Source organism: Testudinibacter sp. P27/CKL/0425, assembly GCF_052931395.1.
Genome location: NZ_CM128801.1, coordinates 656,025 through 668,343, shown reverse-complemented (window position 1 = coordinate 668,343; position 12,319 = coordinate 656,025). Strand labels below are relative to the sequence as shown.

The 12,319-nt window shown below is 48.8% G+C and carries 13 protein-coding genes and 1 pseudogene; 9 read left to right on the top strand and 5 right to left on the bottom strand.

The window, feature by feature from the left end:
• Window positions 1-132: 132 nt before the first annotated feature.
• On the bottom strand, window positions 133-693 hold the full coding sequence (gene napF, locus ACUHGC_RS03355; RefSeq protein WP_446834263.1) for a ferredoxin-type protein NapF: 561 nt from the start codon (window positions 691-693) through the stop codon (window positions 133-135).
• A 27-nt stretch (window positions 694-720) separates the two neighbouring features.
• A complete protein-coding gene (gene dmsD / locus ACUHGC_RS03350; protein ID WP_446834262.1) occupies window positions 721-1,338 on the bottom strand; it encodes a Tat proofreading chaperone DmsD in 618 nt (205 codons plus the stop codon).
• A gap of 252 nt (window positions 1,339-1,590) precedes the next feature.
• Here dmsD and ACUHGC_RS03345 point away from each other — a divergent pair.
• The 9 genes and pseudogenes from ACUHGC_RS03345 (at window position 1,591) to ACUHGC_RS03305 (ending at window position 10,081) form a co-directional block, all read left to right on the top strand.
• Window positions 1,591-3,992 (top strand): annotated as a pseudogene (locus tag ACUHGC_RS03345) (DmsA/YnfE/YnfF family dimethyl sulfoxide reductase).
• A 10-nt stretch (window positions 3,993-4,002) separates the two neighbouring features.
• On the top strand, window positions 4,003-4,620 hold the full coding sequence (locus tag ACUHGC_RS03340; RefSeq protein ID WP_446834261.1) for a DMSO/selenate family reductase complex B subunit: 618 nt from the start codon (window positions 4,003-4,005) through the stop codon (window positions 4,618-4,620).
• A gap of 1 nt (window position 4,621) precedes the next feature.
• Window positions 4,622-5,275, top strand: coding sequence for a DmsC/YnfH family molybdoenzyme membrane anchor subunit (locus ACUHGC_RS03335; protein WP_446834260.1), 654 nt, complete (start codon window positions 4,622-4,624; stop codon window positions 5,273-5,275).
• A gap of 17 nt (window positions 5,276-5,292) precedes the next feature.
• Window positions 5,293-5,424 carry a hypothetical protein gene (locus ACUHGC_RS03330; protein ID WP_446834259.1) on the top strand — a complete coding sequence of 44 codons (132 nt, stop codon included), beginning with the start codon at window positions 5,293-5,295 and terminating at the stop codon, window positions 5,422-5,424.
• A complete protein-coding gene (locus tag ACUHGC_RS03325) occupies window positions 5,400-5,480 on the top strand; it encodes a hypothetical protein (RefSeq protein ID WP_446834826.1) in 81 nt (26 codons plus the stop codon). Before ACUHGC_RS03330 ends, ACUHGC_RS03325 begins: the two co-directional genes overlap by 25 nt.
• Before the next feature lie 141 nt (window positions 5,481-5,621).
• Entirely contained in the window at window positions 5,622-5,990 is a 369-nt protein-coding gene (locus ACUHGC_RS03320) for a DUF488 domain-containing protein (RefSeq protein ID WP_446834258.1), read from the top strand.
• Window positions 5,991-6,005: 15 nt separating this feature from the next.
• Entirely contained in the window at window positions 6,006-7,052 is a 1,047-nt protein-coding gene (locus ACUHGC_RS03315) for a DUF4153 domain-containing protein (protein ID WP_446834257.1), read from the top strand.
• A gap of 161 nt (window positions 7,053-7,213) precedes the next feature.
• Window positions 7,214-7,705, top strand: coding sequence for a hypothetical protein (locus ACUHGC_RS03310; protein ID WP_446834256.1), 492 nt, complete (start codon window positions 7,214-7,216; stop codon window positions 7,703-7,705).
• 129 nt (window positions 7,706-7,834) lie between these two features.
• Window positions 7,835-10,081, top strand: a complete 2,247-nt coding sequence (locus ACUHGC_RS03305; RefSeq protein ID WP_446834255.1) for an esterase-like activity of phytase family protein — start codon at window positions 7,835-7,837, stop codon at window positions 10,079-10,081.
• Between the two features lie 53 nt (window positions 10,082-10,134).
• On the opposite strand, the gene ACUHGC_RS03300 is transcribed toward ACUHGC_RS03305, so the two are convergent.
• The 3 genes from ACUHGC_RS03300 to ACUHGC_RS03290 form a co-directional block, all read right to left on the bottom strand.
• Window positions 10,135-11,040, bottom strand: coding sequence for a glycerophosphodiester phosphodiesterase family protein (locus ACUHGC_RS03300; RefSeq protein WP_446834254.1), 906 nt, complete (start codon window positions 11,038-11,040; stop codon window positions 10,135-10,137).
• A 127-nt stretch (window positions 11,041-11,167) separates the two neighbouring features.
• Window positions 11,168-11,836, bottom strand: coding sequence for an NAD(P)H-dependent oxidoreductase (locus ACUHGC_RS03295; RefSeq protein WP_446834253.1), 669 nt, complete (start codon window positions 11,834-11,836; stop codon window positions 11,168-11,170).
• Between the two features lie 63 nt (window positions 11,837-11,899).
• Entirely contained in the window at window positions 11,900-12,289 is a 390-nt protein-coding gene (locus ACUHGC_RS03290) for a RidA family protein (protein WP_446834252.1), read from the bottom strand.
• Window positions 12,290-12,319 lie beyond the last annotated feature (30 nt).

The following is a 12,319-nucleotide window of genomic DNA, read 5'->3' as shown; positions in this document are numbered from 1 at the left end:
CGAATACGAAATTAGTTAATCACTATTGTACGTCATGGTGCACGAAGTTGCCATAAAATGTTCGAAAACAAACATAAAAACTAAGGGTTTGATCACAGTTTAGTCGGATTTGCGGAAATAAAAAGCTGAAAATTACGCCGGAATGGTTAACTTTAATTCGATATGATGTGTCGGGCAGGCGATTTTACATTCGCCGCAGCCGTTGCAATGTTCGCTATTGAGCGTCATTTGACGGGTTGTGCTATCAAAAGCGATTGCTTGGGTAGAACAGGCTTGTCGGCAGAAATCGCAACGTCTGCCCTGCTGTTGCACGCACAGCCGATGAAAGTGCGATCGCAGCTCGGTGTCTGACCGCATTTCGCGCGCCAGCGCCCCTGTTTGACAGCTGTCGGTGCATTTGCCGCACAGATCGCAGCCGCAATATTCAATCGAAAGCTGCGCTTTGCCGTCTTGCAGCGAAATCAAGCCATACGGACAAGCCTTCACGCAATCGCCACAGCCGGTGCAACGTTGCAAAAAGTGCGGTTCCGCCACCGCTTGCGGCGGGCGGGTGAACGCACGCTGATAAACCGCCGGCTGAATCTGCTGCTGCGCTTTCTGCCCCGCATTAAAAATTCCACGCAGCAACCCACGGCGTGAAATGTGGTTATGTTGCAGATAGGCTTGATAGTAGCGCTCGTTTTTATCGCTCATAAATAAACCGCGTTGCGTAAACCATAATTAGCGATACAACCGCACTTGCGGCACATCAAGCTGCAATTGTTGTTGCCAATAAGCCAGCAATAATTGGCTGAGTTCGGCAAGGGCAGCATAGAACGGGTATTGTTGTTCGGCACTGAGCAAGGTTAAAAAACGCCCCGACCACGGCAGCAGGTGTTGTTGCAGCAATTCGTTCAGCTGTGCAGGCTGATTTTCCGCCACCCACGCCGCCAGCATCAACAGTAGCCCGAAATGGTCTTCCGGTTCATTTTGTGCCAGTTCTAAGCTGATTCCATGAGAGCGCATAAAACGGCGCAGCTCCAGCAGCGATTCGCCAAATACCACCGCTTCTTTATCCAGATACACCGAGCCCCACGGCGGCGCAGGCAGCGCATTCGGACCAATAAACAGCGCCTGAAAATCGTCCGCCAACTGCGCTTCGCCTTGTGCTAGCCCTTGCTCAAACCGCACTTGGATCGCGTTTAAGGTTGATTCCGGTAAAAAATCGCAACCGGCGTGCCATTGTGAGTCAGCAAAAAGCGCAAGCAACGGTTGATTCTGCGCCTGCTCAGGCGAAGTATAAAACAGCGAACCTAAAATTCGCCCGAATTGGGAAATGGAAGTGAGTGTTGGAGTCATGGTCTGTTTTTAATGTTAGTGAATTTGCCATTACTTTAACATAAGCCGCCAAAAAGCGTTTGAGTTTAGTCAAAAAGAGGCAAAATCACGCAATTAAAATCAGGAATAATTCCCATTATTTCTGTTTGATTTTAATCAAGTTTATTGGGATTTACGCCCTTCAAACCGCTCCAATTGATATTAATCACATTTTTATTGTGTCCTTTTTGTTTTAATACCTCTAAATAAGTACTCAGATATAAGGAGAAAGCAATGAAAGGTATTGCGATAAATAGAAGGGAGCTGCTAAAAGACATCGGCATGGTCACCGCCGCGGCAGGGGTTAGTTTGCCGTTTTCAGTTAAGCCGGCAAATAATAGCCAAGTCGGCACAAGCAATTTATCAGATGACGCGGACAAAGTGGTGTGGAGTATGTGTTCCGTCAATTGTGGAAGTCGTTGTGCACTCCGTATGCACGTTAAGCAAGACGAGCTTTACTGGGTGGAAACTGATAATACCGGCAATGATGAATATGGTGAACATCAAGTAAGAGCGTGTTTAAGAGGTCGCTCTATACGCCGCCGTATGAATCATCCCGATCGGTTAAATTACCCGATGAAAAGAGTCGGAAAGCGCGGAGAAGGAAAATTTAAACGCATCACTTGGGATGAAGCGCTCGATACGATAGCCGATAACTTAAAACGCATCGTTAAAGATTATGGAAATGAAGCCGTTTATATCAACTATTGTTCCGGCATTGTGGGCGGAAATATGACCCGCTCATCCGCATTTGCTTTTGTTATGGTGGCTTTCTCAACCAATATGGAACCTACAGTACAGCACAAATAGCACGCGCCATGCCGTTTACTTATGGCTCAAATATCGGCAATAGTACTTCCGATATTGTTAATTCAAAATTGGTCGTGTATTTCGGCAATAACCCAGCAGAAACCCGCATGAGCGGGGGTGGAATTACTTATTTATTACAACAAGCTCGCGAACGTTCCAATGCGAAGTTGATTGTCATTGATCCTCGATATACCGACACGGCTGCCGGTAGAGAAGATGAATGGATACCGATACGCCCCGACACAGATGCCGCCTTAGTTTCCGGAATTGCTTATGTGTTGATTACGGAGAATTTGGTCGATCAGCCTTTCCTCGATCAATATTGTGTCGGTTATGATGAAAAAACACTCCCCGAAGGAGCACCTGCAAATAGTCACTATAAAGCCTATATTTTAGGTCAAGGAGATGACAAACTTGCAAAAACACCGGACTGGGCAGCCCAAATTACCGGTATTCCTGCCGAGAAAATCATCAAACTGGCAAGAGAAATCGGCAGTATAAAACCTTGCTGTATCAGTCAAGGCTGGGGACCACAACGCCAGTCAAACGGTGAATTATCAGCCCGGTCAATTGCCATGTTGCCAATTCTAACCGGTAACGTTGGAATTAGCGGGGGAAATTCCGGTGCGAGAGAAAGCACTTATACCATCACAATAAAACGTTTCCCGGTATTGGAAAATCCTGTCAAAACCAAAATTCCGGTTTTTATGTGGACTGACGCAATTGCGCGCGGTGCTGAAATGACGGCGATTAAAGATGGTATCCAAGGTAAAGACAAACTTGATGTTCCAATTAAATTTCTCTGGAACTATGCCGGTAATACGATTATTAATCAGCATTCGGATATCAATAAGACCCACGAAACCCTACAGGATGATACCCAATGTGAAATGATTGTCGTGGTCGAAAACTTCATGACATCTTCCGCTAAATATGCCGATATTTTACTGCCGGATCTGATGACAACCGAACAAGAAGATATTATTCCAAATGATTCCACCGGCAATATGGGCTATCTCATTTTCGGACAACCGACTACCAGCCCTAAATTTGAACGTCGTCCTATTTATCAAATTTTAAGTGATATTGCTAAACGCCTAGGTGAGGATGTTTATAATAAATTTACTGAAGGCAGAACACAGGAGCAATGGTTGCAGCACCTATATAGCGAGATGCGGGCGCAAGATCCGGATTTGCCTGAATATGATGCACTGAAAAAAATGGGGATTTTCAAGAAAAAAGATCCGAGAGGTCATCTCGTTGCCTATAAAGAATTTCGAGAAGATCCAGAGGCAAACCCGTTGAAAACACCGTCAGGGAAAATAGAAATCTATTCCTCTCAATTGGCTGAGTTGGCTGCAACCTGGGAGCTAAAAAGTGACGAAGTTACCCATCCGTTACCGATTTATCACCCCGGTTTTAATGGGTATGGCGATCCGAAAAGTAATGAGTTTCCACTGCAATTGGTCGGATTTCACTATAAATCTCGGACTCACTCAAGCTATGGCAATATTGATGTATTGGAAAGCGCTTGTCCTCAAGAAGTATGGATCAACCCGATTGACGCTCAACAACGCAACATTTAAAATGGCGATTTAGTTAAATTTTTCAATGAATTAGGCGAAACTCGCATCGAGGCAAAAGTAACTCCTCGCATTATCCCTGGCGTGGTTGGCATGGGACAAGGTGCGTGGCATCGAGCAAATATGTGGGGAGATAAAATAGACCATAACGGCAGCATCAACGTCCTCACCACTCAGCGTCCTTCTCTGCTGGCGAAAGGCAACCCGCAACATTCCAATTTAGTTCAGATTGAAAAAGTGTAAGGAGCAGATGATGAATGAACAATATGGTTTTTACATTGATTCCGATCGCTGCACCGGCTGCAAAACCTGTGAATTGGCCTGCAAAGATTACAAAGATCTCCCGGTCGATGTGAATTATCGCCGCATTTACGAATATGCCGGTGGCGATTGGCAGGCAAACGGCAATTGCTGGCAGCAGAATGTGTTTTCGTATTATCTGTCGATTTCCTGCAATCATTGCGATGATCCCGCCTGTGTTAAGGTTTGCCCAAGCGGAGCGATGCACAAAAATGCCGACGGTTTTGTGATTGTGAACGAAGAAACCTGTATCGGCTGTCGCTATTGCCACATGGCTTGTCCGTATGATGCGCCACAATACAGTGAAGTTAAAGGGCACATGACCAAATGCGACGGCTGCTATTCGCGGGTTAAAACCGGTCAAAAACCGATTTGTGTTGACTCTTGTCCGTTGCGCGCGTTGGATTTCGCACCGATTAGCGAATTGCGTCAAAAATACGGCGAACTGGCAAGCTTGGCGCCGCTGCCTGCCGAGCATTACACCGCGCCTAATTTAGTGATCAAGCCGAATAAAAATGCGCGCCCAAGTGGCGATACCAGCGGCTTCCTAGCCAATCCGAGGGAGGTATAACATGAATGCAGGATTACACGAATTGCCCCTGGTATTTTTTACCGTTCTGGCACAAAGTGCGGTCGGCGCCATTATTCTTATGGCAGTGTATCTGCTCTTTCGCAATCAAACTGCGGCATTGCAGCAACGGACGGCACGTTTCCTGATTGTGCCTTTAGTGTTGTTGGGGCTGGGCTTTCTGGCTTCAATTCTACATTTGGGCTCGCCGTGGCGTGCGTTTAACTCGTTGAACCGAATCGGATCATCGGCGTTAAGTAACGAGATTGCTTCCGGCGCATTATTTTTCATTCTCGCAGGCTGTTATTGGCTGGTGCAGCTACTGAAAAAAATGCCGCCAGTGCTGAATAAACGTTGGCTTACTCTGATCATTGTCAGCGGCATCTTGTTTACCTACAGCATGAGTGCGGTTTATTTAATCAGCACCGTGCCGACTTGGAATAACGGCTACACCTCCGCTTCCTTTATTCTGACGGCAATACTCGCCGGATTCGCCCTTGCTTATGCCTTGCTACGCGCTGCCGGAACAGAATCCGCTGCATTACGTCCGGTTCTTTTTGGGTTACTGCTAGCGCTGTTGCTCAGCGTGTTGTTAGTGGTTTCACAAACATTTTCACTGGCAGACATTCAACCTCGGCGCAAAAAGCCAGCGCACTGATTCCGAATTATGCACAAATGGTCATGCTGCGAGTGTTGCTGCTGTTTGTCGGTGTGGGCTTGTTATTTTATAGCAGCCGCCAAAACACCGGCGCCGGACTCTCTCTCTCTGCTGTGCGGTTATCTTGGTATTTGCCGCGGAATTGTTAGGCCGTACGCTCTTTTACGGGCTACATATGACGGTCGGCACCGCGATCGCCGGTTAATCTTAAATAGATTAAAAAAGCAGCTTGCCCCTTGGGTGAAGCTGCTTTTTTTATACCCTTTTACCGCACTTTGCGCTAAAGTGCGGTATTTAAACGCCGTATTTTCAACAATTTTAATCCAATATTTAAACGGTGACATTCATGTATAACCTCAAACGCGTTTATGATTTTCAGCCGAGCGATCGTCCGGCGGTGTTGGTTGATCGGTTGTGGCCGCGTGGGGTGGCTAAAGTGCGGTTGGAAGGAGTGGTGTGGCTGAAAAGCGTGGCGCCGTCGAATGAATTGCGCCAGTGGTTTCACCAAGCGCCTGAATCGCGTTATCCGGAATTTTGCCACCGTTATCGGCAAGAGCTGAGCAGCGCGAAATGTCAGGCGGGTTTACAACAATTGCGGCAATATCACGCCGAGCAGCACGAATTAACGTTGCTGACCGCCGCCAAAACGATCGCACACTGCCATTTGCCGGTGCTGGCAAGCGTCTTACTCGCTGCCGACCAGTGTGCCAAATAAGCATAAGGAACTGCTATGTCATCATCAACATTATTTTCGCGACTCTCACAACAGCTGTGGCAACCCAAACTGCTACTGCGCCAATATCCGTTGGAAAGCCTGTGGGCAATTCTCTTTTCACTGCCGTTTCTGATTTTTAGCCTCGAAACGTTTGAAAAATATGACTTGATCGAATATTGGTTATTTGCGCCGGCTTGCTTTGTGTTGAGCTATTTATGCCAACCGCAACGGCGGCTGTATTGGCTGACGGCTGCCGTTCCGCTATTGCTGGTTTGTGGGCAAACCGCATTCGGTTTAAGCGGACATCAATATGTGCAACAGCCGCGATTTTGGACGCTCCAACTGTTGCTGTTATTAGCGCTGCTCACTCATCCTTGGGCTGCTGATAACCGCACTTTTATCGGCGGCGTGCTGAAAACCGTGCTGAGTATCGGCTGGGCACTGCTGGTGAGCTTGTTGTGTTTTGCGATCGGTTTTGTGTTACTTAGCAGCATCGAATTTTTGTTCGATCTGAATTTGTCGCTGACAGACACCGTACTCCGTCTGTATCTCGCGACACTGTTCGGGCTGTTTCCACTGTTTTTCCTGCTGTTTGAACACCGCCAGCGGCAAGATGAGATTGCCATGAACCACATCAGCCAACTGGTGATGAACCTGATTCTTTCGCCGACGCTGATAATATATACCCTGATTCTGTATCTATACACACTGCGAATCGTGATGCTGGGCAAGCTGCCGCAAGGGCAAATCAGCTTTATCGTACTGCCGTATCTGCTGCTCGGGCTATGGTGTAAAGCGATCTTGGATTTGGTGGAACAGCCGAAATGGACGCGATTTTATCGCCTGTTCAGCTGGCTGGCATTGCTGCCGTTGGCGCTGTTGTGGATTGCGGTTTATCAACGGCTCAGCCACTACGGCTTAACCGAGCTTCGGATTTATCTGCTGGCAAGCGTGAGCGTGATCTCACTGTTTATCGGCTTGTCGCTGTTTCAAGCCACCACCCTCTACCGCACTTTCGCTTTGCTACTTGCCGCGGCAATCCTGTTGGTCGGCGGAATATGAAATCCGGCACAAATTGCCAGCGAAAATCAATTGGCACGCTTTGAGGATCAGCTTCGACAGCTGGATTTATTGGATTCAGACGGTAAAATCAAACCGCTCTCATCGATGCCAGCCACGTTCTCGGAACAACAGCAAGCCGCTCTGCGCGATCAGGCGATACATTGCAAGCCACACTTCAACACAACACGCTAGACGCGCGCTACGGTCAGCTCGTTTCCCAACTGCTCGAAGTTGATGCCAAATCTGCTGTTGCCGGCGAGCACGAAATGACTTTCTGGGATGTTACGGAAACCAAGAGCCGCGAGCTGAAACGGACATACCGCAAAATGCTCACTCTGCATTACCCGTTTGGCAACGTGATGCATAACAAACGAGATTGTAGTGAGTCGCCTGAGCATCTATTTCACTTTGCAGAACTTGGCATGACTGACTTTAAAATTGATTTCAATGCTATGATTAACAAGATTCTGCTTGATAACGGGCTGGAGTTGAAAAAGCGCTATTCCAATGCAGAGCTGGAGCCGCTCAGCAAACAGTTTTTGTTGATAGAAGTCGATAATTCGTTGTTGAAATTTTCCAGTTTGACACTCTGCTATAGCCAAGATCACGGCTATGTGTTTCAAAATGCCACCTTAGATCTGCTGTTGCAATAGCCGCCTAAAACCGCACTTTCGCCATTTAAAACAACAAAGTGCGGTTTTTCCCCGCAGAATTGCAAGCTGTCATCAAGCTGTCATAAAGTTATGCAAAAATGGCGTATCCATTGATAAAAGGAGCGCTGTATGTCATCAAAATTCTTGCAATTAAAAACCCTGTCCCTCGCCGTCAGCACCGCACTTTGTGTGAATCTGGCACACGCCGAACAAGCCCCGTATTTCAATCGGGTCGCCACCTTTGCGGTCTGCTCGCAATTGCAAGCCGATTGCAATGACGATAGCAAAACCTCAGCGGAGATTTTATATGCCGACAAAGAAGGCAATACCTTGGTGTATAACGACAGCCCGGCGAAGCAGCTTGGCTTTGTCGATATTCGTGACTTAGCACAGCCGAAAGCCAAAAAAGTGGTGAAACTGAACGGTGAGCCGACTTCGGTGGCGATTAAAGATCGCTTCGCGCTAGTGGCGGTCAATACCTCAAAAAATTATGTGGAAACTGCCGGTGAGTTACAGGTGTTCAATTTAGATAGCTTTGAGCTGCTGACCAGTTTGCCGTTGGGCGGACAGCCGGATTCGGTGGCGATCAGTCCGGACGGCAAATTTGCTGCGATTGCGATTGAAAACGAACGCGATGAAGATCTGAATAAAGGCGCGCTGCCACAGCTGCCCGCAGGCTACCTGAGCGTGATTGACAGCGCCGATCCCGATCCGAAAAACTGGCAAGTACGCAAAGTCGAGCTGACCGGTTTAAGCGGCATTTCGCCGGAAGATCCTGAGCCGGAATATGTGGATATTAATCAGAATAATATCGCGGTGGTCAGCCTGCAAGAAAACAATGCGCTGGCACTGGTCGATCTGGCGAAAGGTGAGGTGATCAACCACTTCTCCGCCGGCAGCGTGAATTTAACCGATGTGGATTTGACCGAAGAAAAACCACTGCAAATCAAAATGACCGAATCCGTGAATGATCTGGCGCGCGAGCCGGACGGCGTCGCCTGGATTGACAACCAGCATTTCGCCACCGCCAACGAAGGCGATTGGAAAGGCGGCAGCCGTGGCTTCAGCGTTTTTAACACCCAAGGCGAAGTGATTTGGGATTCGGGCAATACGCTCGATCATCTGGCGATACAGTTCGGGCATTATCCGGACAAGCGTTCGGAAAATAAAGGCAGCGAACCGGAAAACGTCGAAGTCGGGGTGTTTAACGGCGAGCGATTGTTGTTCGTCAATGCCGAGCGCGCCAGCTTAGTGTTTGTGTATAACGTAGACGATCCGCGCCAGCCGAAATTCAAGCAAGCGCTACCTTCCGGGGTTGCGCCGGAAGGGGCATATGCCATTCCAAGCCGCAATGCGTTAGTGGTCGCCAGTGAAGCCGATGCGCGCAAAGATAAAATCCGTTCCAGTATTTCGATTTATCAATACGGTGCCGATCAAGCTAACTATCCGACCTTGCAATCGGTGAAACAAAACGGCAGCCCGATTCCTTGGGCGGCACTGTCCGGGCTTGCCGCCGATCCGCAAGATGAAAACAAGCTCTACAGCATTGAAGACAGCTTCTTCGGCAGCAATCGGGTATTTGTTTTAGATGTGGCGCAAAAACCGGCACAAATCGTCGATGCGATTCGGATCAAAGACAGCGGCAAAGTTTTAAGCACTGCGTTTGACGGCGCGGCAAAACTGATCAATGACGATTTAAGCGTGAATCTGGATCCGGAAGGCGTCGCCGTTGATCAAGACGGTAACCTTTGGATTGCCTCAGAGGGCGCAGGTACAGTCGGCGATGAGAAACGCCCGGTCAAATCGCCTAACCTGCTGTTAAAACTGACGCCAAGCGGCGAGATCACCCAAGTGGTGCAACTGCCGGAAGCCGTCAATCAACAGCAGCTGCGCTTCGGCTTTGAAGGTATCGCGGTCGATCAGGGCAAATTGTATGTAGCGTTTCAACGTGCATGGGGTAAAGAAGCTAATCCACGGATCGGCATTTATGATTTGAACGCCAACAGCTGGGCGTTTGTGTTTTATCCGTTAGATGCCGTCGCTTCACAACACGGCGGCTGGGTCGGGATTTCCGATTTAACCGCGCGTGGCAACGGTGTGTTCTGGGTGCTGGAACGAGACAATCAAGGCGGCCCTGATGCGGCAATCAAACGCATTTATCAAATCGATCTCAGCAATGCCAAAGCCGATGAAACGCTCAGCAAAACCTTGGTGCGCGACCTAATCGACGACCTCAAAGCCGCTAACGGCGCGATTCCGGAGAAAATCGAAGGCTTAACCGTCACCAAAAACGGACGTGTATTTATCGTTAACGATAACGACGGCGTGGACGGCAACAGCGGTAAAACACAGTTGATTGAGCTGAAAATGCAATAATTTCAATGAGTAAATCACGCCCTTCGCATCTTGTATGCCAAGGGCGTTTTTTATTACTTCGCAAATCCCGCCGCTTTTTTCGGGGAATCGACCATCACCCCGTCAACATTCAGCTCAACCGCTCTTTGATAGTCTTCGGCGTTATTAATCCCAAACAGCACGATATGTTGTGCGGCGGTTTGGTTGAAACAACGAACTTCATGCGGCGACCAAGTCAATACGCCCTCGCTCACGCCTTCGCCCAAAGTAAAAGTTTCCACCACTTTAACTTTGCGGTTCAGCTCGAAGCCGTGCCACAAGGTTTGAGACAAGGCTTCAGGCGGGCAGCGATCGCCGGCAAGTGCGGTTTGCGCCAAGAAATTGCGGGTGGTATCACGGCTGGCGAAGGTCGGCAAGCTATCGCCGATCGCTTCGGTGAACGGCTGTTCGGTGGAATAAATTCGAATCCGCTGCTGCGCACCGGCTTGTTGAATCACCTCTCGCACCGCAGCGGCAAACTGTTGCGGTTCGGCGTCGGGCGATTTCAGATCCAGATAAAAGAAGGTGTTCGGGAATTGCGCCAATACCGCACTTAGGCTCGGCACACCGATATTTTTTTCGCGTAGCGGATAATTATTCTCTTTATCGAACAACCAAGCCGCATCAGCTTGCTGCAATTCGCTTGCGGTATAGGCTGAAACCTTGCCGTTCAAATTGGTGCGCGCCGACAAGTCACTCGGGCGGTACAGCACCGGGATATTGTCTTTTGAAAGCTGCACCGTGATCCAAATCGCATCGGCACCGTTTTGCAGCGCTTGCTCAACGGCGTACAGCGTATTTTCCGGTGCATCGGCAGTGCCTGCGCGGTGGGCGATGATTTGCGGTTTATATTCCGCCGCCAATGCGCTCGGCATCACGGCGGCAGGCAATAAAAGTGCGGTTAACAGCATGGATAAATAACGTTTTTTCGCGTGTAACATTGTGGCTCTCCTGTTGAATTGAACCACTCCATACTACACAACAAAGATGACGGTTTGATGACAGCCATAAAAAACGCGACTGGAAAAATGCCGCATTTAAATCGTTATGCTGCTGAAATTCAGCCGCTTATTCCACCCATTGCACCACTTCTTGCAGCGATTTGCGGGTTTTGGCGCGGCTTGGATCGGCAGCGCGGTAGCCGAATGCCGCCATTACCGAAACGCCAAACTCAGCCGGATCAAACAGCCCGGCGTCGATTAAAATTTGATTAACTTTGTCGTAGTCAAATCCTTCAATCGGGCAGGAATCAATGCCAATCAGCGCCGCACCGGTCATCATATTCGCCAAGGCGATGTAGGTCTGTTTGCTCGCCCAGTCAAACAACGCACGTTCGCTGTCGAGAATTTTAATGTCGTGCTGTTGGAATTTTTGGTACACCGCCAAAGTTTTGACGATTTGTTCCTCATTGAAACCGCGCTTTTTGATGGTGTCGTAGAAATCTGCCGAATCGTAGCGCGCGTTGCGGCGCGCCAGAATCACCACAATATGGCTGGCGTCTTGCAACTGCTTTTGCCCGCCCCAGCAATGTGGAACTAAGGCTTGACGCAATGCCGGATTTTGCAGCACCAGAAATTTCCACGGTTCGGAGCCGACCGAACTTGGCGACAAGCGCGTCAATTCCAGCAGATAAACAAAATCGGCGTCGCTGATTTTTTTGCTCGAATCAAATTTGCGCATCGCACAGCGAAACTGGAACGCGTCCAGCACCTGCTGTTTGTCTATTTGCACACTCATTATACCCTTCCTTATGTCGTGATGTCGCCAAAGTGCGGTCGAACCGCACTTGGCATAACGTATTTATTTTCTGACCGCAATCGCTTCGATTTCAACGCCGACGTCTTTCGGCAAACGCGCCACTTCAACGCATGAGCGAGCAGGGAAGCTCGGGTGGTTATTGTCTTTGAAAAACGCTTCGTACTCGGCGTTCAAGCTGGCGAAATCATTGAGATCTTTCACAAACACCGTGGTTTTGATAATGTCTTTCACTTGCAAACCAGCCTGTTCGATGATCACTTTGACGTTTTCCAGCGATTGACGCGCTTGCGCTTGAATGTCTTGTGGCACTTCGCCGGTGGTCGGGTTAACCGGAATCTGTCCGGAAGTCAGTACCAGATTGCCTAAATCCACCGCTTGAACATACGGTCCGATAGCGGCAGGGGCTTTTTCAGTGTGAATAATTTTTGTCATAATATTTTCCTTTTTGTTTTTGCTCTAATC